Annotated in this window: 22 protein-coding genes and 3 tRNA genes; 6 read left to right on the top strand and 19 right to left on the bottom strand. The window is 37.3% G+C overall.

Annotated features, from left to right (window positions below; all coding sequences use genetic code 11):
• Positions 1–42 precede the first annotated feature (42 nt).
• The 3 genes from ACSC97_RS11730 to ACSC97_RS11720 form a co-directional block, all read right to left on the bottom strand.
• Positions 43–333 carry a co-chaperone GroES gene (locus tag ACSC97_RS11730; RefSeq protein WP_000065579.1) on the bottom strand — a complete coding sequence of 97 codons (291 nt, stop codon included), beginning with the start codon at positions 331–333 and terminating at the stop codon, positions 43–45.
• A 174-nt stretch (positions 334–507) separates the two neighbouring features.
• Positions 508–1278 carry a metallophosphoesterase family protein gene (locus ACSC97_RS11725; protein ID WP_436661053.1) on the bottom strand — a complete coding sequence of 257 codons (771 nt, stop codon included), beginning with the start codon at positions 1276–1278 and terminating at the stop codon, positions 508–510.
• Positions 1259–2197 carry a diacylglycerol/lipid kinase family protein gene (locus tag ACSC97_RS11720; protein WP_004956144.1) on the bottom strand — a complete coding sequence of 313 codons (939 nt, stop codon included), beginning with the start codon at positions 2195–2197 and terminating at the stop codon, positions 1259–1261. Before ACSC97_RS11720 ends, ACSC97_RS11725 begins: the two co-directional genes overlap by 20 nt.
• A gap of 395 nt (positions 2198–2592) precedes the next feature.
• Here ACSC97_RS11720 and ACSC97_RS11715 point away from each other — a divergent pair, with 395 nt between their 5' ends.
• The gene (locus tag ACSC97_RS11715; protein ID WP_199955955.1) at positions 2593–4422 is read left to right on the top strand and encodes a phosphoenolpyruvate carboxykinase (GTP); all 1830 of its coding nucleotides are present in this window, start codon (positions 2593–2595) and stop codon (positions 4420–4422) included.
• 86 nt (positions 4423–4508) lie between these two features.
• Here the strand turns inward: ACSC97_RS11715 and glpD are convergent, their stop codons facing one another.
• From glpD to glpK, 3 genes are all read right to left on the bottom strand, one after another.
• Positions 4509–6029 carry a glycerol-3-phosphate dehydrogenase gene (gene glpD, locus ACSC97_RS11710; protein WP_436661051.1) on the bottom strand — a complete coding sequence of 507 codons (1521 nt, stop codon included), beginning with the start codon at positions 6027–6029 and terminating at the stop codon, positions 4509–4511.
• A 255-nt stretch (positions 6030–6284) separates the two neighbouring features.
• Complete coding sequence (locus ACSC97_RS11705) at positions 6285–7043, bottom strand: DeoR/GlpR family DNA-binding transcription regulator (protein ID WP_004963376.1); 759 nt, start codon at positions 7041–7043, stop codon at positions 6285–6287.
• Between the two features lie 46 nt (positions 7044–7089).
• Complete coding sequence (gene glpK, locus ACSC97_RS11700) at positions 7090–8604, bottom strand: glycerol kinase GlpK (RefSeq protein ID WP_004912734.1); 1515 nt, start codon at positions 8602–8604, stop codon at positions 7090–7092.
• A 264-nt stretch (positions 8605–8868) separates the two neighbouring features.
• On the opposite strand from glpK, the gene ACSC97_RS11695 reads away from it, so the two are divergent.
• Positions 8869–9291, top strand: coding sequence for a hypothetical protein (locus ACSC97_RS11695; RefSeq protein ID WP_436661048.1), 423 nt, complete (start codon positions 8869–8871; stop codon positions 9289–9291).
• Positions 9292–9347: 56 nt separating this feature from the next.
• Here ACSC97_RS11695 and ACSC97_RS11690 read toward each other — a convergent pair whose 3' ends face one another.
• The 3 genes from ACSC97_RS11690 to folD all read right to left on the bottom strand — a co-directional run bounded on the left by ACSC97_RS11690 (position 9348) and on the right by folD (position 11379).
• Positions 9348–9632, bottom strand: coding sequence for a GNAT family N-acetyltransferase (locus ACSC97_RS11690; protein ID WP_099948992.1), 285 nt, complete (start codon positions 9630–9632; stop codon positions 9348–9350).
• Positions 9633–9800: 168 nt separating this feature from the next.
• On the bottom strand, positions 9801–10475 hold the full coding sequence (locus ACSC97_RS11685; RefSeq protein WP_436661045.1) for a class I SAM-dependent methyltransferase: 675 nt from the start codon (positions 10473–10475) through the stop codon (positions 9801–9803).
• Between the two features lie 55 nt (positions 10476–10530).
• The gene (gene folD / locus ACSC97_RS11680) at positions 10531–11379 is read right to left on the bottom strand and encodes a bifunctional methylenetetrahydrofolate dehydrogenase/methenyltetrahydrofolate cyclohydrolase FolD (RefSeq protein WP_004956122.1); all 849 of its coding nucleotides are present in this window, start codon (positions 11377–11379) and stop codon (positions 10531–10533) included.
• A 152-nt stretch (positions 11380–11531) separates the two neighbouring features.
• Between folD and ACSC97_RS11675 the strand changes: the two genes are divergently transcribed.
• Positions 11532–11605 (top strand) — tRNA-Cys (locus ACSC97_RS11675).
• 8 nt (positions 11606–11613) lie between these two features.
• Positions 11614–11699 (top strand) — tRNA-Leu (locus ACSC97_RS11670).
• A gap of 120 nt (positions 11700–11819) precedes the next feature.
• Here ACSC97_RS11670 and ACSC97_RS11665 read toward each other — a convergent pair.
• The gene (locus ACSC97_RS11665) at positions 11820–13580 is read right to left on the bottom strand and encodes an alkaline phosphatase D family protein (RefSeq protein ID WP_436661043.1); all 1761 of its coding nucleotides are present in this window, start codon (positions 13578–13580) and stop codon (positions 11820–11822) included.
• A 208-nt stretch (positions 13581–13788) separates the two neighbouring features.
• Here ACSC97_RS11665 and ACSC97_RS11660 point away from each other — a divergent pair.
• Positions 13789–13874, top strand: a tRNA-Leu gene (locus tag ACSC97_RS11660).
• Between the two features lie 130 nt (positions 13875–14004).
• Here the strand turns inward: ACSC97_RS11660 and pgaD are convergent.
• The 7 genes from pgaD to ACSC97_RS11625 form a co-directional block, all read right to left on the bottom strand.
• Positions 14005–14421, bottom strand: coding sequence for a poly-beta-1,6-N-acetyl-D-glucosamine biosynthesis protein PgaD (gene pgaD / locus ACSC97_RS11655; RefSeq protein WP_004956118.1), 417 nt, complete (start codon positions 14419–14421; stop codon positions 14005–14007).
• Between the two features lie 32 nt (positions 14422–14453).
• The gene (gene pgaC / locus ACSC97_RS11650; RefSeq protein WP_004963397.1) at positions 14454–15710 is read right to left on the bottom strand and encodes a poly-beta-1,6-N-acetyl-D-glucosamine synthase; all 1257 of its coding nucleotides are present in this window, start codon (positions 15708–15710) and stop codon (positions 14454–14456) included.
• 13 nt (positions 15711–15723) lie between these two features.
• A complete protein-coding gene (gene pgaB / locus ACSC97_RS11645) occupies positions 15724–17721 on the bottom strand; it encodes a poly-beta-1,6-N-acetyl-D-glucosamine N-deacetylase PgaB (protein WP_436661040.1) in 1998 nt (665 codons plus the stop codon).
• A 223-nt stretch (positions 17722–17944) separates the two neighbouring features.
• Positions 17945–18340, bottom strand: coding sequence for a hypothetical protein (locus ACSC97_RS11640; RefSeq protein WP_004956113.1), 396 nt, complete (start codon positions 18338–18340; stop codon positions 17945–17947).
• 388 nt (positions 18341–18728) lie between these two features.
• Entirely contained in the window at positions 18729–19070 is a 342-nt protein-coding gene (locus ACSC97_RS11635) for an FKBP-type peptidyl-prolyl cis-trans isomerase (RefSeq protein ID WP_004912770.1), read from the bottom strand.
• A gap of 32 nt (positions 19071–19102) precedes the next feature.
• Entirely contained in the window at positions 19103–19633 is a 531-nt protein-coding gene (locus ACSC97_RS11630) for a YaeQ family protein (protein ID WP_436661038.1), read from the bottom strand.
• A gap of 80 nt (positions 19634–19713) precedes the next feature.
• On the bottom strand, positions 19714–20715 hold the full coding sequence (locus tag ACSC97_RS11625) for a CobW family GTP-binding protein (RefSeq protein ID WP_436661036.1): 1002 nt from the start codon (positions 20713–20715) through the stop codon (positions 19714–19716).
• A 473-nt stretch (positions 20716–21188) separates the two neighbouring features.
• On the opposite strand from ACSC97_RS11625, the gene ACSC97_RS11620 reads away from it, so the two are divergent.
• A complete protein-coding gene (locus ACSC97_RS11620; RefSeq protein ID WP_004912781.1) occupies positions 21189–21401 on the top strand; it encodes a hypothetical protein in 213 nt (70 codons plus the stop codon).
• A gap of 120 nt (positions 21402–21521) precedes the next feature.
• Here ACSC97_RS11620 and ACSC97_RS11615 read toward each other — a convergent pair whose 3' ends face one another.
• Entirely contained in the window at positions 21522–22043 is a 522-nt protein-coding gene (locus ACSC97_RS11615; protein ID WP_004912784.1) for an acyl-CoA thioesterase, read from the bottom strand.
• A gap of 200 nt (positions 22044–22243) precedes the next feature.
• Positions 22244–22870: a MarC family protein gene (locus tag ACSC97_RS11610; RefSeq protein ID WP_004956101.1), complete on the bottom strand. Its 627-nt coding sequence runs from the start codon at positions 22868–22870 to the stop codon at positions 22244–22246.
• Positions 22871–23453 lie beyond the last annotated feature (583 nt).

Here is a 23453-nt window from a genome sequence, read left to right as displayed (position 1 = left end):
TTTAAATACTTTATCTGATAATAAATGTGAGTTATGTGTCGATTAGCCTTCAAGCACAGCTAAGATATCTGACTCTTTCATAATCAAGAGTTCTTCACCATTTACTTTTACAGTTGTACCTGCATAAGTACCGAATAATACTTTGTCTCCAACTTTAACATCCAAAGCACGTACACCATTGTCAGTGATTTGACCATTACCTACTGCGATCACTTCACCTTGAGAAGGTTTTTCAGCAGCAGAACCTGGAAGTAAAATACCACCAGCAGTCTTGGTTTCTTCTTCTACGCGACGAATCACAACACGATCATGTAACGGACGAATGTTGCTCATAGTTAACTCCATCAGACTTAGTCTTTTTTGATTAATTTGCATTGCTAATCACTAGCAATGAACAAAAAATTTGATATGCCACATTTGTGGGGTTTAAAAAAAAGGCTTCAAGGGTAAAAATTAAAAAATTTATACTTTTTTGATGATTTTTTAATCCAACAAAAAATGATTGTCTCATAAATCGACACTATTTGATTTTAAAAATTTTTTTTCATTTTCATCAAACCAATAATGTTCGATTTCGCCACTTGCTGAAATTATATTAAAACTGTTAGACAAGCCAAAACGCAATCGATTAGAAATAGCTGTTCCAGCATGAATGTCATAAATTGAATGATCAAACCCCAAATTAAACACCTGATTCAAATCATGTATAGCGACTTTATGCAAATGTCCATGTAACAGTCCCCAAAGTCCTGTCTTACCCCATTGTTCAAGCGCTATCTTCGCCAATACGGGACAATCTTTATCCCGATGATCATGAGGAAATGTATAAAAAGGTTGATGAAACACAACGAGCTTAGTTTTATTATTCGGAGCATTTCTTAGCTTTTCAGCTACTTCATGTATTTGTTCTAATGATACATGACCGCGTGTATGATAACGGCGACGTATACTATTCACCCCAACAATATAGAAATTCGGTGTTTCTAATGTCGTTTCTAATCGACCAAAAAATGCCTGATAACGAACAAATGGTGAAAAAAATCGATTCCATACGTGGAACAAAGGAATATCATGGTTGCCTGGAACAACCAAATAGGGCAAATCTAAAGAATCGAGAAATTGTCGACAATCAAAAAACTGTTTCAATCTCGCTCTTTGCGTCAAATCTCCACTGACGATCACAGCTTCTGGACTGTGTAACTTACAAAAATCACGAATTGCCTGAATACAAACTTCACGCTCAGTTCCAAAATGTAAGTCAGACAGGTGTAATAACATGTGGAACCATCACTTTTAATGCTGATTTTCTTACTGCGAAATTTAAAGGAGTTTCCAACTCGACAATTTCACCATCGAGTGCAACCGTTAATTTTTTCTTTTTAGATTCAACTTGAATATGTTCTGCGCAAAATGAATAAACATCAGATGCTTGATCAATTTTTCCTTGAACAAACTGAAATAACATTCTTAATAAACTCAATCGATCATTTTTAGCCACCAAAACACCAGCCAGTTTTCCATTTGCAGCACATTCTGCAATTCTTAATTTCATATCACAGAGTTGCAATTGATTATTTCCAAAAAAAATCAAAGGTGTTTTAACCGGATATTTTTTTTCATCAATACTAATCGATAATTTCAAAGATTGATGCTCACGCAATAAAACATCTAAAGCGGATGTATAAGCATGTAAGGGGAAGCGACCAAAAAGTCGATTGAATGTTTCTCTTTTTTTAATAAACAATGGATATAAACCTAAACTTGCATTATTTAAATAGATTTGATCATTTAAAGTTGCAATATGCACTTCTCGATAAGTACCTGTCGCGATCACTTCAGCAGCTTTAAAAATATCAATTGGAATTTCTAAAACACGAGCAACATAATTAAATGTTCCTAAAGGAATAATTCCCATAGGGATATCAGTGTGCATTAATTTTTTCGCAACAGCATTCAGAGTACCATCTCCCCCAGCAGCCACAATAACACCAGTTTTTTCAGATTGCTGATGTCGTAGTAATACTGTTTCCATCATCGCATCAAAATCATTTCTCGCATTTAGCTCAAACACCTGAATCTCAAAACCATATTGAGTCCAAAATGTCATCAGACGCTCGTAAACTTCATCTTGTTGAGCTGCATGAAATCCAGACTTTTGATTATAAACAATAGATAAGGGCTGTAACTCTTGATTCATATACTGCAGCCTTGACGACGATATCCAATATATTTGTTTATAAAAACAACAATTAAAAGCTAGTTTATGTAAAATTCGGATGATGATTATTCAATTTATCAATAATAATTCTCAAGAAAAATTAAAAATCATAAACTATTGTTTTTAATAGGCATTTATAATAAAAATAACACACATAAAAAAATCACATGCGAACAAAAACCATAACCAAAAACATCAAAAACAATAACTTATGAAAAAATATATATTCTTTCACTAATCGGGAATATGATCCGATAGTCTTATTTTTTTTACGATTTTGTGCTTTAATACAGCCACTTTTTTTACTTCATCTATTTTCATTGTCACCCAATGAATAGAACTGTACGTCGTACACACTTTAAAAAGGCATCACCATGACCCAAGTGAACGCACCAGAATTCGTTCGTCACCCTAAGCTTATTGCATGGGTGGAAGAAATTGCAAAACTAACCAAACCAGCAAAAATCGAATGGTGTGACGGAAGCGAAGAAGAATATCAACGTCTGATCGACTTGATGATCGCTAACGGCACCATGCAAAAACTTAACCAAGAAAAACATCCTGGTTCTTACCTTGCAAATTCTGACCCTTCTGACGTTGCTCGTGTTGAAGATCGCACTTATATCTGCTCTCAAAACCAAGAAGATGCTGGTGCAACGAATAACTGGGTTGCTCCTGCAGAAATGCGCGAAAAGTTAAATGGTTTATTTGATGGCTCAATGGAAGGCCGTACCATGTATGTGGTCCCTTTCTCTATGGGTCCATTAGGTAGTCACATTGCACATATCGGTATCGAATTAACAGATTCACCTTACGTTGCTGTTAGCATGACTAAAATGGCGCGTATGGGTAAAGCAGTTTATGACGTGTTAGGTACAGATGGTGAATTCATCCCATGTGTACACACAGTAGCTGCTCCACTTAAAGAAGGTCAAAAAGATGTTGCTTGGCCTTGTAACAGTGAAAAATATATCGTGCATTACCCAGAAACTCGTGAAATCTGGTCTTACGGTTCTGGTTATGGTGGTAACGCTTTACTTGGTAAAAAATGCTTAGCTTTACGTATTGCATCTGCAATGGGTCGTGAACAAGGCTGGTTAGCTGAGCACATGCTTATTTTGGGCGTAACAAACCCACAAGGTGAAAAACACTACATCGCAGCGGCATTCCCTTCTGCTTGTGGTAAAACTAACTTTGCAATGTTAATTCCACCAGCTGGTTATGAAGGTTGGAAGATTGAGACTGTAGGTGACGATATTGCTTGGATTAAACCAGGTGAAGATGGTCGTTTATATGCAATCAACCCAGAAGCTGGTTTCTTCGGTGTTGCTCCTGGTACAAATACCAAGACCAACCCGAACTGTATGGCAACTTTAACTAAAGATGTTATCTATACCAACGTTGCAGTTACTGAAGACGGTGAAGTTTGGTGGGAAGGTCTTTCTAAAGAAGTTCCAGCAAACTTAACCAACTGGAAAGGTCAACCTCACGTTGAAGGTGAAAAAGCTGCACACCCAAATGCACGTTTCACAGTTTCAGCAGGTCAATGCCCTTCTATCGACGCTGACTGGGAAAATCCAGCAGGTGTACCGATCTCTGCATTCATCTTCGGTGGTCGTCGTGCAGACACAGTACCTTTAGTTTCTGAAGCATTTGACTGGGTTGATGGCGTTTATAAAGCTGCAACTATGGGCTCTGAAACAACTGCTGCTGCTGTTGGTCAACAAGGTATTGTTCGTCGTGATCCATTTGCGATGCTTCCTTTCGCAGGTTACAACATGGCTGATTACTTCGGTCACTGGTTACAACTTGGTCAAGAAGTGGGTGCTAAAGCAGAAGCTGCTGGTAACAAATTACCAAAAATCTTCAATGTAAACTGGTTCCGTCGTGATGCTGAAGGCAACTTCGTATGGCCTGGTTTCGGTCAAAACATGCGTGTTCTTGAGTGGATCATTGATCGTTGTGAAGGCCGTGCTGAAGCGACTGAGACACCAATTGGTTATGTTCCAACTTATGAACAATTGAACTGGACAGGTATCGACTTCTCTAAAGAGCAATTCGAAACTGTTACAGCACAAGACAAAGACCAATGGATCAAAGAACTTGAGAGCCACACTGAGTTATTTACTAAACTTGGTGATCGTTTACCACAAGCACTTAAAGATCGTCAAAATGAATTATTAGCAGCTGTTAAATCTGCTTAATTATCTTAGTTCCCTCTCTTTAATAAAGAGGGATCAAGGGATAATAAAAAAAGATCGCTTCGGCGATCTTTTTTATATTAGTTTATTTATGCTGCTACAGTATGATTCGGCTTGTTTGATAAATAGGCATCTAAGCGATCAATTTCATTTTGCGCAAAAACCAATCCTAGTTTAGAACGTCTCCAAAGAATATCTTCGCTAGTTGTGACCCATTCAAATCGACACAAGTAATCCACTTCTTTAGCAAATAAACCATGTCCAAAACTCAGTCCAAGCTGATCAATTGAAACTGACTCGCCTAAGATATTCCAAATACGCGAACCATAAGAAGTAGCCCAACGTTTTGCTAAGCTCTCAGAAACATCTGTAATTTGTGCACGAATCTCTTTTGCCAATTGTTCAGCAGATGCCATATTTTCCCCACCAGGTAGAGCTTCTGATGCCGTCCAACTCTCTTTCATTTCAGGGAAAAATGGATTCAACTGATGCATGGCAGATTCAGCCAGCTTACGATACGTTGTTAATTTACCGCCAAAAACAGAAAGTAATGGTGCCTGATCATGAGTTTCTTGAGATAAAGCTAAGGTATAGTCTCGCGTAATGGCTGAAGGATTATCGGACTCATCGTCACATAATGGTCTAACTCCAGCAAATGTCCAAATAATATCAGCTTGAGTAAGCTGTTTTTTGAAATGTGCATTACTCACTTCAAGCAAATAATCTGTTTCTGCTTGCGTAATTTGCACTTTTGATGGATCACCCTGATATTCACGGTCAGTCGTACCAATCATTGTGTATTGATCTAAATACGGAATTGCAAACACAATACGACGGTCATCATTTTGCATAATGAATGCTTTATCACCATCATAGAGTTTTGGCACAACAATATGACTACCTTGAATCAAGCGAATGCCATAAGGTGATTTAAGCTGTAAATCTTGTTTGATAAACTGTGCAACCCAAGGGCCTGCAGCATTAACTAAAGCTTTAGCTTTAATTTTAAATGAACCTTGTGCATTCTCTAGTTCTACAACCCAATAATCCTCTACACGTTGAGCTGATAAACAACGTGTGCGAGTAACAATATCTGCCCCTTTTTCACGTGCATGCATGGCATTTAACACAACCAAACGTGAATCATCAACCGCACAATCAGAATATTCAAAACCGCGAGTAATTGCTGAATTTAGTGGACTGTCATCTTTAAAATAGACATTATTTGATCCCAATAATTTCTCACGCTTACCTAAATGGTCGTAAAAAAATAGGCCTGTTCGAATCAGCCATGCTGGACGTAAATGTGGGCGATGCGGCATGATAAATCGCATTGGACGAATGATATGCGGCGCTTTAGCCAATAACACTTCACGTTCAGCCAAAGCCTCACGGACGAGACGGAATTCTTTATGTTCGAGGTAGCGCAATCCACCATGAATGAGCTTGCTACTTGCAGATGATGTATGACTTGCTAAATCATCTTTTTCGCATAAGAACACAGACAAACCACGTCCTGCTGCATCTGCAGCGATACCTACACCATTGATACCACCACCAATCACAGCGATATCATAAATTTTGTCTTTTAACAGAGGAGAAGTTTGCATATGTCACCGCAAATTTTCATTATTGTTCAATAATGAAAATTAAAACACATCAAATGAAAATAAACAATAAAAAATAGACATAAAAATGCCAATCAGCAGTCATTTAAAGATAAATGGTAAATTTATAAATCACAGGAAAAATGCTGAAGTATTAAACAAAAAAAGATTTTTTGAAAGTTTTTAGACTAAATAATAGAAATATTGAGCTAAATCAATTAGCTCAAATAGTACATCGCAATGTTCGAAAATGAATACTTATTTTGCGACAATCAAACCAACATCCAATTCACGGATTGTCTTCATGTATTCTTCATTAGGCTGCTGATCTGTAAATATACAATCCACTTGTTTGAGTGATCCCAATCGGATCATGGCATTACGACCAAATTTACTACTGTCGGCTGCTAAAAACACTTGCCTAGCACTAGATAAAATTTCTTGAGAAACACACACTTCTTGAAAATCAAAATCAAGAAGCGTTCCATCTTCTTCAATACCACTAATACCAATCAACGCATAATCAGCTTTAAATTGTTTAAAAAAATCAGCCGTAGCTTGACCAATAACCCCACCATCAGGACGAACACGACCACTCGCAATTAAGACCTCAAAGTCTTCCTTATTACTCAAAATCTTAGCCACATTAAGATTATTAGTAATGATTTTTAAACCAGTATGATTTAAAAGTGCATGAGCGATTGCTTCAGTTGTTGTACCAATATTAATAAATAAAGATGCATGGTCTGGAACAGCCGCTGCTACAGCAGCCGCAATCGTTCTTTTTTCTTCAAGCATGTAGCCAACACGAGTCGTATATTCGGTGTTTTCCACCGTTGAATCATGTGCCGCTCCGCCATGATAGCGACGCAGCAAACCTTCATCAGCAAGCTGGTTGATATCACGACGAATCGTTTGAGGTGTTACATCAAAATATTGAGCAAGCTCTTCAATACTTATATAGCCACGTTCTCTCACTAATTCGAGGGTTTTTTGTTGGCGTAGTATTAAGCTCATACTCATATATCCTGTGTTGTTGTATATCTTCGGCGGCTATTTTACCCTAATCTTCTGCCCAATCACGAGTACGTCCAACAGCTTTTAACCACCCTTTATAGAGTTTTTCGGTTTCGTCGCGGGTACATTCAGGAGTAAAACTACGCTCAATCGTCATTCTACTCTTTAATTCATTCAAATCAGACCAAAACCCGACCGCTAAACCAGCTAAAAACGCAGCGCCCATACCTGTAGTTTCTTTCATTGCAGGTCGTTCAACTGAAGTGCCTAAAATATCAGCTTGGAATTGCATCAAGAAATTGTTTGCGGTTACACCACCATCAACTCGTAATGTGCGTAATTTTTCACCCGAATCCTGTTGCATCGCATCTAAAACATCACGTGTTTGATATGCAATCGATTCTAAAGTTGCTCGAATAATATGCTCAATACTCACACCGCGTGTAATACCCAAAATCGCACCGCGTGCTGTAGGGTCCCAATATGGCGCACCTAAACCTGTAAACGCAGGTACAACATAGACCCCATTACTGTCTTTTACTTTCGTTGCGTAGTATTCAGAATCATGTGAGTCATTAATCGCTTTTAATTCATCACGCAACCATTGCACACATGAACCACCATTAAACACAGCACCTTCCAATGCATAATTCACTTCACCTTTTGCACCACATGCAATTGTTGTAAGTAAACCATGTTCAGACTGAACAATTCGCTTGCCCGTGTTCATTAAAAGGAAGCAACCCGTACCATAAGTGTTTTTAGCTTGTCCAACTTCTACGCACATTTGTCCAAACAATGCGGCTTGCTGATCACCAGCAATACCTGCAATTGGAATTCCAACTTCTTGCCCACTAATTGTATGTGTATATCCATACACTTCCGAAGAACTACGTACCTCAGGCAACATTGCTTTCGGAATATTTAAAGCTTCGAGTAACTTATCATCCCATTCCAAAGTTTCAATGTTGAAAAGCATAGTGCGAGAAGCATTAGTATAATCAGTTACATGTGCTTGCCCATTGGTAAGTTTCCAAATCAACCATGTATCAATCGTACCGAAAAGAAGCTCACCACGCTCCGCACGCTCACGACTACCTTCTACTCGATCTAGGATCCACTTAATTTTTGTTGCAGAAAAATAAGGATCAATCACAAGCCCTGTGACTTTACGAATATAGTCTTGCCAACCATCTTGACGAAGCTGATTACAAATTTCGTTGCTTTGACGGCTTTGCCAAACAATCGCATTGTAGATAGGTTTACCTGTTTTTTTATCCCAAATTACTGTAGTTTCACGTTGGTTGGTGATCCCAATCGCTGCGATTTGATCACTTGAAATACTTGCCTGTGCAAGTGCCTCAACCCAGACTGCACTTTGTGTTGCCCATATCTCCATCGGATCATGCTCTACCCAACCTGGTTGTGGGTAGATTTGAGTAAACTCACGTTGAGCGATCGTGATTACATTCGCATCGTGATCCAACACGATCGCGCGTGAACTCGTGGTACCTTGGTCAAATGCAACCACATATTTTTTTTGACTATCTGTAGAGATCATGACATACCTATCCAGACTTGCCTTATTTATTTGAGCAACAAATTAAATGCCCGTTAAAAAACGGGCTTCGATACTGCAATAAAGCAATGACTTCTGTATTAAATAAAAAAACTTGGCAGATTATATGCAAAATTGTTCGAAAACGAAAATTCTTTCTTTAACTTTGAACCCATATGCGATGAATAGCTTAGGTTTTAAAGAATCCTAACAACTTAAAGCTGATTTTATGCGATACTTAAAAACAGAAATAACAGGACCATTGATATGAAAAAAACTAATTTATTCGTTATTGTAAGCGGTAGTCTTTTCATTGCAGCATGTCAAACTAGTCCACATCAATACAATGGCGTGACTGGCTATCAAATTGAAAATAAAACAGCAACATCAGCAACACTAGCATACACCTTAGCAGCACATAGCAATCGTGATGTTGACGAACGCAAATTACAACATGCTTGTAAACAAGTTTTAGGTGCTCAAAAAAATTATAAAATCTCAGTGCTGAGCGTGAATGAAATCATGAACCCAACTCAACAAGAACAATATGGTGTTAAGCTTGGCAATAGCCGTACCACTTTTGGTCTTACAAATTCGCCAGATCTGAACAATAGTGAAGGTTATGCGACTCGTCAGGCTTTAGAAGCTCGACCTTCTACCCTTAAAGTCGTTCGCTATCACTGCAACTAATTCATAAAAGACATAAAAACGTATCTGAATCAATTTCAGATACGTTTCATCAATCGTTATACTTTTAGCACATCGTGAATTGACTGATCTTTATCAAAAACAGATTTAGAGAAAGGACACAAAGGAATAACTTTAATCTCTCGTTCACGTGCAAATGCAACCAAAGCATCCAACAATTGACGACCAATTCCTTGTCCACGAAATTGATCTTCGACATCTGTATGATCAATGATTAACATTGAATCACCTGCCCACGTGTAAGCCATCTCACCAGCTTTTACATCAGCAGCAAAAATCTCAAAAGTCCCGTGTTTAGTGTCATCTGATTGTTTAATATTCACTATTTAAGCCTCATTTTGATTGTATTGCGATCAAGTACGAAAGCATTTATATGAATTAACTTTCAATACTTGAATCGTTGAGACTTGTTTTATCATTCACTCAAAATAATCTCTGTTGCTATTTGATAAACAGAGAACACACCAAAGTGCTCTATCTTGATTTAGAACCTATTGAGGATGTGTGCGATAAAAACTTACATTCCGAAATTCTTTGGCTTCATCTAAATCGGGCCAAGTCGTTGCACTTCGTTCATCTATTTTCAAATATTGCGGATGGCTAAAATTTTTCACACGACTATCCGCCACCCATACTTCAGGTGCGAACTTCAAAAACTCATCTAAAAAGAAACGATTACACTGATCATAAAGTACATCAGCAGCAAGTAAAACATCGACCTGTTCAGATTTGTATAAATCATCTAAATATTCAAGTTCTACATTATTGAGTAATGCATTTTCACGACATGACTCCAAACTTACTTGGTCAATATCACAGCAAATAACACGTTTTGCACCAGCCATTTTTGCTGCTATTGCAACCACACCTGAGCCTGCACCAAAATCCAATACCACCTTATCTTTTACATGATGTGGTTCAGCGAGTAGCCATTGCGCCATCGCCAACCCTGAAGCCCAGCAAAAGATCCAATAAGGGGTTTCATTCCAGATACGACAAATCACCTCGTCATCTAAACGATCAGTTGGGAATACAGGAGGAATTAGCCACAATGAAATTGGGGTTTCAGGTAACTGCTGAGCCAATAAATCAGTGTTTGGAATAACTTCATGTAAGGCTTTAAGCAATTGATCAGGTGCTTTCGCAAATTGAAATGTACAGCTCATATTTCTTAAATTCTTAAAAAAAGCCCCTCTATTTAGAAGGGCTTAAAGTGGATATTTAACCTAAAGCTTTTTCAGCAGCTTCAACTGTTTGACGAATCAAGGTCGTGATCGTCATAGGTCCGACACCACCTGGAACTGGTGTATAAGCTGATGCAACATCTTCAATACCCACTAATTGGATATCACCCACACCACCGCCATCACGTGGATGGAAACCAGCATCAACGACAACAGCACCTTGTTTGATCCAATCTTTCTGAATTAATTCAGCCTTACCTACTGCACCCACAATAATATCGGCTTGCTTCACTAACTCAGGAAGGTTTTGAGTACGTGAATGACAAATCGTCACGGTAGCATTTGCTTGTAATAGCATCATTGCCATTGGTTTACCTAAAATTGCTGAACGACCAACAACAACGGCATGCTTACCTGCAATTTCAATCTTGTTTTCTTTTAAAATCGTCATGATACCCGCTGGAGTTGCTGAACCATACGCGGCTTCGCCCATTGACATACGACCAAAACCAAGACAAGTCACACCATCCACATCTTTTTCGAGTGAAATCGCATCAAAACATGCTCTTTCATCAATTTGTTCAGGTACTGGATGTTGAAGCAAAATACCGTGAACATCAGGATTTGCATTTAATTTTTCAATTTCAGCAAGTAATTGTTCAGTTGTCGTTTCTTTTGGCAGTTCAACCTTTAGAGAATCCATGCCTACACGGCGGCAAGCATTTCCTTTCATACGCACATAAGTTGCAGATGCACCATCATCACCAACTAAAATTGTTGCCAAAATTGGGGTACGACCCGATTTTGCTTTTAATGCTTCTACACGTACCAACAAATCAGCTTCGATTTGTGTTGCCAATGCACGACCGTCTAAAACCAATGCCACAGCGCATCTCCAAAGTGGGTATGAATCAATAATGCAAATAATACATGATAATTTAGCCAATATTCTTTTAGATGTTGTTTTTATGTGCATATTCACCGCAAACACTATTGTTTTTTTTCTAAAGATTGCTAATATGTGCATCACCAAGAGATGGCGGGGTGGCAGAGTGGTCATGCAGCGGACTGCAACTCCGTGTACGCCGGTTCGATTCCGACCTCCGCCTCCATTGGTAAAGCCCGAGTGGTGAAATCGGTAGACACAGGGGATTTAAAATCCCCCGCCCACAAAGCGTGCCAGTTCGAGTCTGGCCTCGGGCACCATCCTTCAACTACTGAAGTTTGGTGCAGTAAAAATCCAGCGTAAGCTGGTTTTTTTATGTCTAAAATTTGATGTTTTATAAAAAGCCAAGCTTTAGATACTTGGCTTTTTTGATTTCAAAATTATGCAACTTGCTGAGCTGTCTGAATGGGCAATAAATTGACATCTAAATTAAGTTGGTGCTGTCGACTTTCATCAACGGAATAGTTTGCTTGCTTAATAGAATCAACAAAAATCCACTTCGACTGTACCTGTAACTGATCAAATTCAACCACCAAATAACCACGTTGATTCAAATTACAATAATTCAATTCATCAATTAGAGTCTTGAATGCAAATTCAAATTGTTGCAATTGTGCCAAAGGAATGTTGAGGAATTTTTCCAATCCTGGTGAAGAAACTGAACTGGTAGCTAACTCTACTCCAACGAATGCCCCATCTTTACTATATAAATTTGAAGACCAAGCATTGTGTGTATCACCCGCCAAGACCACGATTTTCTTTTTCAACTGCGCTAATGTGCCATACAAAATCTCGCGTTCAGTGAAATAACCATCCCAAGCGTCTAAATTAAACGGTGCAGTCGTAAGTACACGCGCTTTCTCTTGTTGAGTAAGTGTTGGATCATTATTTTGTAGTCGAACTTTTAGCATTGCCAGTTCAGTAATTTGCGTATTCATTTTTGTGAGTGTTTCAGCTGTTGGATTGCCTGAAATTATTTCAGCAAAAGAAAGTAACAACTCAGCAGGCATAAACATATTAGACATTAAAATTTGCTGTCCCAAAACATTCCAAGTTGCATTTGATTGCTGTAATTTGCCTAATAACCAATCACGTTGTTCAAACCCCATCAAAGTACGCGTTGGACTAGTAAGATCAGCTTGAAACTTTGCAACGTCTATGCCTGTCGCAGTTAAATAATTTGCATAATCTAATTGTTGATCTCGAGCAATAATACGGGTATCCAACATAGTCAATTGAACAAGATTACCAAAATCGAATTGGCGATAAATCTTTACATGCTGATTATCTACAGGACGAATTGGCATCCATTCGAAATATGCCTGTAAGGCAGCCAACTTACGCTCAAGGAACGAACCTTCATTTTCTTGATGATTTTCAGCACCATTTTTCCAAGTATTATTCGTCAACTCATGGTCATCCCAAATCACGATAAATGGATGACGTTGATGTACAGCCTGTAAGTCCTGATCTTTTCGATATAGTGCATATCGCTTTCGGTAATCATCTAATTTAATAATTTCTTTATTGTTATCTGCCGCTAAAGTACGCCCAAGTTTTGCAGCATCTTCTGTGGCATATCCATCAGCACCATACTCATAAATATAGTCACCTAAATGAATCACCACATCTACATTTTGCTTTGCAATTTCACGATATACATAAAAATATCCCGCTGGATAATATGCGCATGAACATACCGCAAAACTAACTTTAGATGTGCTTATGGGTAACGTTTTAGTCTGCCCTATTGGAGAAATCTTATTTCCAAAAATAAACCGATAATAATAACTTGTATCAGCCCGAAGTCCCATTGCATCCACTTTCACCGTAAAATCTTGTGATGCTGATGTAGTCACTTTGTCTGTTTTAATGATTTGTTTAAACTGTTGATCTAATGCAAGCTCCCATGTCACTTGTAAACGTGCACTGGTTTCATTTGGTGTTAACCGCGTCCATAAAATAACGCGATCTTGCAACGGATCACCACTCGCAACACCATGTTCAAAACTCACCTTTAAACTAGAAGTTTCATTATCTGAACTATCATTACAACCTGTCATTCCCACTGTGAGTGATAATGCACCCAAACCGAATAAACTTTTTTGAATGAGTTCACGTCGTGAAATATTTACAGTCATTTAAGTACTACCTTATTTTTACCACCTTAAATGCTTAATCCTAATCAGCTAATATGAACAAATGATCTCAATTTTGTGAAAGAACTATGAAAAATACATAGCACATGATTATTTTTTATAGGTTAAAAACATGTTTTGATTGAAAATAAAGCAAATAGTTGATTTTGCTCTTGCCAAGATTTAAAGCCTCCACTATTATTGCGCACATGCCCGAGTGGTGAAATCGGTAGACACAGGGGATTTAAAATCCCCCGCCCACAAAGCGTGCCAGTTCGAGTCTGGCCTCGGGCACCATCCTTCAACAACTGAAGTTTGGTGCAGTAAAAATCCAGCGTAAGCTGGTTTTTTTATGCCTAAAATTTATAAAATAAAAAAATACCTCAGTCGAAACTAAGGTATCTAATAAATCTATTAGAATTGAAGGTTATTCCACTCGGATGATTTTACCATTCTCATCGTGGTGAACGATTGTGATCTTTTGCTGACGACCAGAAGATATTTCTTGTTCTGATAGTTCAAAATAGCGAGCATAATCCGTGATTCGCTTTTCAACTGTTTGCCTTTCACTCACTGATTTAGAAGGCAATAAACCCCATAACATGAGTATGACAGCACAAAAAATTAATGCGATTACCCCATGTTCAATACCATTACTAAATCCTGACATTAAACGCTGTGCTAGATGGGTTTTCTGAATTTCAATCAATACCCAAACTAAAACGAATGGACGCCATAATAATAACCAGCCTGCCCACATCATCGCTGTTGTTGTGGTCGAAAAATAGCGTTTATGCCATGGGAGTTGGCGACGTAAATCAATAATCAAGCTATTTACTTTCATTTCACTATACTCTGTAAGATTAGACTTACAACTTAACGAATACCACGATCAGGACTAATCCAACGTGCACGTTTTTCCTGTCCACGAAGCAGTACTTTTGGAAAGGCGACGATTGTAGCAGTTATCGTAATTAACCAAAATACAAAGGGATACCAAATCATCCAGTAGTAATTTTTACCCAAGTTTGGTTCATAACGACTATCCATCCATTTGCTTAAAGCAAACTGAATTAAACAGGTTGCCCCTAATAAAATCCCACTTCCGTAAGGCAAAAATGGCGAACTTACAATAGCGAGACTTGGGAGTGTAATAACAAAATGTAATAGCCATATGACAGCCATAATTAGCATCAAATATGACCATACCAAGGTCAAGCATAATTCAAGCATTAATGGCCATAAGAAGTTAAGTTTGGGTTTCAAGAAGACGTCCAAATTCTTGATTAAGACCTGTGCTCCGCCCATCGCCCACCGTAAACGCTGCTTCCACAAACCATTAAAGGTTTCTGGCATCAAAATCCACACCAAGGCATTCGGTTCAAAACGTACATCCCACCCTGCTCGTTGAAGCTTCCAAGTAATATCAATATCTTCAGTCAACATATTTGGAGACCAATAATCGACTTGATGTACGGCACTTTTACGAAATGCCGTAATCACCCCCGATACCGTAAATAATCGACCAAACGTGCGCTGTGCTCTTTTAATCATTCCAACGATAGATGAGAATTCACCCACTTGAATTCGACCAAGCAAGGTTGATCGTGTTCTTATACGTGGATTTCCTGTGACCGCTGCAACCGTTTCATCCTCTATAAAATGTCTCATCATCCATTTAGCTGCATGAGGATCAAGTAAAGCATCACCATCAATGCCAATCAAAAACTCAGCATCAGTCATCAAGCTACCCGCCTGCAATCCCATTGCCTTGCCTTGATTTTGAGCTAAATGTACAACACGCAATTTTTCAGATTGACTTGCGAGACGATCAAGTACTTGTCCCGTATTGTCTGAACTACCATCATTGATCGCAATCACTTCAAAATTCGGATAATCCAGCTGTAAAGCATGGCTAATGGTTTCTTCAGCGTTATCACCTTCATTAAAACAAGGAATAAGTACTGCAACTTTTGGGTAAAGCTCTAAACTTTTTGGCTGTTGATAAGGTGGGTCTTGGCGTTCTTTCCAATAAAATAGAATTGCCCCCATCATCCATAAATAAGACATGAATAACGGATAATAGAATACGAACTTAATGGCATATGACCATAAGGCTGCAATTTCAGTCATTTCACATACTCAATTAAGGCACTAGTTGCGATGATTTCTGTGCAAAAGCATCATGCATTTGCTTTACATCAGGGTGATCTTTAATCGGATCATCTGGATAGTAAGCAATGTGCATTGCACCCTGTTGATATAATGATTTGATTGTCGCAGCCATCTCTTCAGATGGTATTTTTTGATCATTTCGCCAGTTCACGGCTTGTAATTCCATCACTGACTTTTTAATACCATTTGGATATTTTTTAAGACGGTTTAAAATGTTGCTATAGAACTGTTCAGGCTGGTCTACCTTTTCCATATATGGCATTGCCATAATCGCAGTGAAATCATAACGATTTAAAGATTGTTCTAGTGATTGTGCGTACCAGTTTTCTGCATAAGCATTTAATGCAACTTGAGCATATAGATTCCGAGCAGTCATTAAATAAGGTTGGTATTGTCGCACTTCATTTGCTAATTCCATTGCAAAATCATCTAGATATTGAGTTTTGTATGCAGTCCACTTCTGCAAATCAGCATCATTATTTCTAATTTTAGCTAAGTCGGTTGTTAAACCTTGTTGCGCATAAACAGCCAAAGCCTGAGGACTAGCATCCTCATAATCAGATAAAGTGACATCATCATGAAATAGCAGACCATCAAATGGTGTGGATTTCGCTAAATCTTGGTAAATTTCTTTGATCGTTTGTCGAGTTTTTGGCGAGAATGGGCTCAGACGTATATAGCCCATGTTTAAATGTTCACCTGCTTTAGCCTGCTCTGTTTGAACCAGCTCATTTGCAACAGGATTAGTCTTTGGTAGCTCCCAAGCCAACATTGGCATCCATGCATAAAGTCGTTGTACTGAGGTACGCGTTTGAATTTGCCAAGCTACACGATTAAATAGATCAGCCCGCATTGGTATATGACGGTTTGGAAAATACACCATATCTGCTGAACCATTAGCATCAGGATCAGAGAACGCTTGCAAATAAACTGTATTCACGCCCATACCATTAATACGATCAAGCAAATGGCTTAAGTTGCGTTCTTCTTGTTGAGGGTCGGGATCATAAATGTAATCAAGATCGACATGCATAATTTTTTGCGGTCGATTATTGTCATTTAAATTCAATTCTCTATTTTTGATTTCTTGTGCCAAAGCATTTGTCGACATATTACCTTGTATTAATATACGACTCATATTCTGCAAGGACTGTTTGGCATGATCTGCACCATCATCCAAAGTAATGGTGATTGGCATACCAAGTTGTTTTGCTGTTTGCACAAGCTGCATATTGTATCGACCATATGGCCATACCATAACTCGTGGTGATCGCAATCCATGTGCCTGTAGTAAATCATTGTTCTTTTTTAAATCTTGATAAATACGTTGCTGGTAAGCTGAATCGCTTTCATAACTTTGATTTTTGGGATCATAAATTCGAGAAATTGCAGCAGGTTCTAAATTACCTTGTGGATTTGCATTGACTCCTTCGTGCAGATGATAACTGTGGCTAGCAATTTCCACTAAACCCGAACTCTGCATTTCTTTAAGTTCACTCCAACTTAAGATTTTATTTCTATCAATCGGCTCACCACCGAAATCGACTTTTTCAAGATTGGATGGCTCTAACCAAGAACCCACCACTGCAAGTAAGACTGGAATTTTATTTTTACGAATAATTGGATAAGCATTTTGGTAGAAAGACTGATAACCATCATCTACTGTTAATAAAACAGGTTTTTGGGGTAATCTATACTTGCCTTGATGAGCCTTAATAAGTTGATCTACATTAATAAAATGGTAACCATTTTTCTTTAACCATTGGATATGCTCACTAAATTGCTGCGTTGTTACCGTATAGCTTGGTATCAGGGCATCTTTTTCATCGGTAATCTCATGATAACCAATCACCGTCAAGGTAGTAGCATCAATTTTGGGGTTGGCTGCGAAAGTTGCCGCGTTGCATAACATACCAACCACGAGCCCTAAAAAGCATTTTAAAGCTGGCGATCTTGAAGGAGTAGACATGGAGAATATTCTCAATAATAAAGAAAAATCAGTACAGAGATATGCAGAAGGATTTCATCTTATCGACAATTAGATGGCTGACTTTGTCGGGTAATATGAGGATTGTAGTTATAATTTTTTAAACTGAAAATAATCTTAAAAATAAATTGTTATTTTAAACCCACAAAAAAATTTGCCTCGATCATCTTAGATAGTCGAGGCAATCTTTATCAATGTATCCAGACTAGTATTGAATAAGTTGGAAATTTGGATGTTCTGCACGGTCTTGTAAGTAGCAGCGCTCTTTATGATAAAAGTAACGATAAAGACGGTTGACCCAATCACCACGACGGAAAGTTAAAATCTTTTTATTGAATCCATCATAATCAAGAAGAACCACATTACCTTCCTCAGGTGAAAGTAATGTAATTTTATAATTACATTCTGCATGAGGATTAGAAGAACTCAACTGTCGAATGATTTCAACTTTGTTGTCTCCATCCATCCAGTAATGTTTATCCGTCAATGCTTTAGAATTTGCCCAAAAACCATTTTCCGAGCCATCATACGTGTCAATCATGAAAAAATTATTTAGCTCTTTTAATAGCTCAGACGCGGTAATATCCAAATAGTCATTCATACCCACCTCTACTCACTCAATTTTTATCACTTGGTTCACACAAGTGAAATATTTTTATATTTAGCTAATTACATCAATAAGCTAGTTTGCCTAATGATTATCCAGTTTAATCATTTTTTCCAAAAGGTAAACTTAATTCACATTTTATGAAAAAAGTTTGATTCACAAAACACTGCTCTTTTAACTCAAAGATATACAGAACTGTCTATAGAATCAATAACTTTATGCAGAAATTACTAAAAAACTCATTTAGATAAAAGCTATATAAATCATATGCTTATTTTTATTTCTATAATATTATTTGTATTGTTTTTGTATGAAATATAAAAATCACAATAAAATCATAAATTAAGATTAAATTGTGATTTCTATCAACATATTTTTTTAATTATTCATCACGTGTTTTGACATCAAATAATTCGATCTCAAATATCAAGTTTGAATGTGCAGGAATTATTTTTCCCATTTTTCTTTCACCATATGCCAAGTGTGAAGGAACAATCAGCTTACGCTTTCCACCCACGCGCATTCCCATGATACCTTGATCCCAACCTTTGATTACACGACCTGTGCCAATCACGGTTTCAAAGTAATTTCCACGGTCAATTGAAGAATCGAATTTAGTACCATCTTCTAACCATCCCGTGTAGTGAGTGGTAATAAGCGCACCTTTAACCGCTTCTTTACCTTCACCAATTTTTAAATCAATAATTTCTAATTCAGTTATCATCTCAAATTATCTCCTAATATCGTTCAAGCCAATTATTGCAATTTTTGCCATTTAATATCGAATTGACCTTTATCGCTCAACAAAGTCCACTCACCATCTAAAATATTCAGTTGTAACTGCATCGTTCTTTCACACAACTGCTCTAGTTCACTAGTTGTTTTATCACCCAGCTGCCAAACTTCGACATTCGTTAAAGTTTTGATTTTACTATTACGTTTCCACCAATCATCTACTTGCGAACTATATGCAACAACTGCGACTTGTTTGCAACGAGCACTTGCTTTTTTGACTTTATCTTCTGCTGGACAACCTACTTCGATCCACTTTTCCAAAAGCCCTGTTAGATCCTTTTGCCATAAAGCAGGTTCGTCAGTTTCAAACAGATCTTTTGTGAATTCTAAACGCTCGTCAGCGAAACGCGCGTAAGCGAGCACACGAACCATGAGTCGTTCAATTGTTTCAGACGGATGCAGCGCAAGTGTAAGTTGATAATCAGCATAAATATGCTCATCCATATTGGCAATATTCAAATCTGCCTTATATATCGTTGCTTTTAGAGCCATAGAATACATCCTCAAATTTGGCGCTAAGCATACTCTATTTTGAAAAAATAAAGATGCCATTTGACCGTTATGAAGATGAATCATTCATCTTTTAGCTGACAATCTAACAACTCAGATTCAAACTTAAACCAGTCATGTGATGCCTGCGTAATAATTTCAATTCGATTATCTAGCCCTGCTTCAGTTGACTTGTAATTAAATTGCTCAGGATTAAAATTGAAACTTTTCCAACCTTGATCTGTATTAAAAATACCTTTTATACGCACCCAATCCTGTTGTGCACAAAACAAATCTAAAAGCTCATTAAAATTAAACATCCAACGTTTAGGCAATTTCCATCCTGCAACGGTATAGCCTTGTGATGACTCAACATAATGGTACGGTAGTTGTTTCACTGCGCTGACATTTTCATCTAGCGTTTGATGCTGTTGTAATTTCAATAATGGTTGAATTTTACGTAAAACAGGTCGCTGTGCTTTATCAATCACTTCGAGTTGGACGTGGCCATGTTCAGCTTCAATCCAATCCTGCACATAAGCCTGAAATTCTTTTTTTAGTTCAAAATAAATCTGTTGATCACTATCTGTCATGCAATCAGCATGTGAAATTACAACAATTTGTGCAGCTTTAAGTTGATCTGTATATAAGTTCTGTCTGACCCAATTTTCATCATGTAATCGACTTCCATCAACAACAATGACCAACGCTCGCATATCTAAACTTCGTTGCCAGTGCGGTTCTGTGAGTTGCTCAAGCAATTGGGCAGGATGCCCTAAACCTGTCGGCTCAATAAACAAACGATCTGGTTGTGTCTCACTTAAGAGTCGTGAAAGTGCAATCTGCATAGGAAGCTGACTACTACAGCATAAACATCCACCTAATAATTCTTTAACTGCATAACCTTGCTGTTGAGTAATAAGCTGCTGATCCACACCAATTTGCCCAAATTCATTCATTAAAACTGCCCAAGTCTCATGTTCAGGTTTTTGAGTCAATAAATACTGGAGTACTGTGGTTTTACCAGCACCGAGAAAACCAGAAATAATATGAGTGGGTACAGCTTTATGGCTAATGAGTTTCACGACAATCTCAATCTAAGTGTTAAGCCTATTGTATCGATAAAGAAAACTGAAAATGAAGCAATTTATTAAAAACCACAAGTTGAGACTTAAGTCACATAATTATTATTTTCTAAGACAAAATCACCATATTAAATCAAATAAAAAATTAAATTAAAAAATATAATCGTTTTATACAATCAACAGATTTTATATAAATCCGAGTTTATGTTTCCCGTTCGTAATTCACCTGTTCTATTTTTAATCAAAAAAACATATTTACACACATTTTAATGATTCATTTTGGCGTTTTGTTTTACATGTCTGCAACATAACATTAATTATTATTTCACATTGTTAAGATAGGCGTAAAACATTGTTAAGAATATTGCTGTAAATAATTTTGGCACTTAGCATGAACCCATGTCGAAATCAGGCTCTGCTTGTTCAGTAAACTTGATAGCGGCTTTTAAAAATTGAATTTAAGGATGCCAATTATGAAACTTGTTAAGACTTTGTTAGCTACTACGCTTACACTTGCTGCTGCAACAACCTTTGCTGCTACAGCACATGATCAATCACATGCTGCGCATGAAACAGAAGAGAAAGTTGTTGTCTCAACTCAAGAACAGCCAGAAACTCAAGGTCAAGCAACAACTGATGCAACTGCAAGTGAAACACCTGCATCTGCACCTGCTGCTACAAACTAAACTGATCTCAAGGTTCCTCCAGACCTTTAGACCACATTAATAACAATAGAATCTTGTTATTAATGCAAAAGAACGAACCATGCTGCGGTTCGTTCTTTTTTAAATCAGAGAATTAAGCTATTAGCATTGAGAAGATTTTTTGAAAATGCTGCATGATGGTTGTTGCACTTCTTCTAAACGATGAATTTTGCGTAATTCAGCTGCTTCAAAACGACAACGCTTCCAATCTGTATCTAAATTTAATGCTGGAACTGCTTTTGGCTGACGTTGTTCATCTACTGCTACCATCGTGAAGTAGCATGTGTTGGTATGACGAATCGTTCTTTTTTGGATATTTTGAGCTTCCACTCGAATACCAATCTCCATAGATGTACGACCAACATGATTCACACTTGCTAAAAAGGTAACCAGCTCTCCTACATAAATAGGTTCTTTGAAATTGACCTTATCCACTGATAAAGTCACAACATAACTACCTGAATAACGACTAGCGCAGGCGTATGCGACTTGATCAAGTAACTTTAAAATTGCTCCACCATGAACATTGCCTGAAAAATTTGCCATATCAGGTGTCATAAGCACTGACATCGTTAATTCAGATTGATCATCGGGAGCTTGGTTTAATTGATCTAAAGGAGACATGAGTAAAACTCGTAAATATGCTACGCCACTATTATCCTTTATTCAGACAATTAAACATATGCAAATTAGCTCAAAATACCATCAAATATATTTATATAAATTACAATGAATATTTCAAAATGATTACATCGCACCAATTTTCGGATAGAAATGAGAAAATTGTTCATTTGGTATTTATATTTTAAATACCATATATACTTCTATTTAATAATATTAGCACTTTCAATCAACCCCATAATCCCATTAACTATCATATCAACAGCAATTGTGCCAATCAACAGAGCCGACAAACGCCCTACAATGTCAAAATAACGATCAATATATTTTGCATGTTTATAGCGTAAATGATCATGTGCAAATTTCATCAGAATCAAAATACTACACGTTAACATCAACGTAATCGCAATGACTGCAACCGCACCTGAAAATGGAACACTAATCCCCGTGACAACTGCAGCGCTTATGGTTCCTGGTCCAATCATAAATGGCATAGCTATTGTTCCAGCTAAATGTTCAGGTGCACCTCTCATCTCACCAATTGTTTCTGCACCTTGAAAAACGTAACGATAACCAATGACTAAAAAGATGAGACCACCGAAAATTTGAAATGATTCAAATCGAACATTCAAATAACGGCTAAAAATACTTTCACCACCCCAAGCAAATAAAATAAAGACAATAAATGCGATTAAACATCCTTGAATCAATGCTTTGCTAAAAACTTTAGCATCCGTATTACGAATCATACCAATCATATAAACACTCATAAGGAATGGATTCAGTAATGAAAAAAACAATGCAAATGCATGGATGTAGGGAGAAAACATAAAAAGTCTCTAAATCAGCTTCGGTTTTAGACTTGGATAAACTCAATAGATGGATCAAAATTTCAAATTGGAATGATTAAAAAGATCATCTATTTCCAAATATGGTTTGAACGTTTACACAAGGATTCAATGTCAACTTCAACACTAAAATTTTGTAAACTACGATCAAAACTATAAAAATTGATTAATTTTTCATATTTTACATAGCAAGAATCATTCTGCTTGGCTCCACATGTATAGGAGTAGTATTGAAAATGTAAAAATACGATTTTATTTCTTATTTTTTCAGAGCGGTTTAGAGCTATATAGTTTTGAAGATCAATAACCCAAGAAAGCTGTCACAAGCTTTCTTGGGTTTAACAAATTTACATCAAGTCTTTAAAAGTCAGACTTATTGCTTTGGATGTACCATATTTTTTACAGCTAAAATATCTGCCAAAACCTCATCAGAAATTAGATTTTCAGCTTTAATAGGACTTACGCATTGACGGATTCAAAAAAGTATTAAAATAGTTTATAAAGTATCTGTGATCAGACGAACTAAACATGCTTCTACAGCAACTTGTACATTACCCATTTATAT

This window comes from Acinetobacter sp. P1(2025) (assembly GCF_051390655.1).
GTDB classification, from domain to species: Bacteria; Pseudomonadota; Gammaproteobacteria; order Pseudomonadales; family Moraxellaceae; genus Acinetobacter; species Acinetobacter junii.
This window is presented reverse-complemented; position numbering and strand designations above follow the sequence as displayed.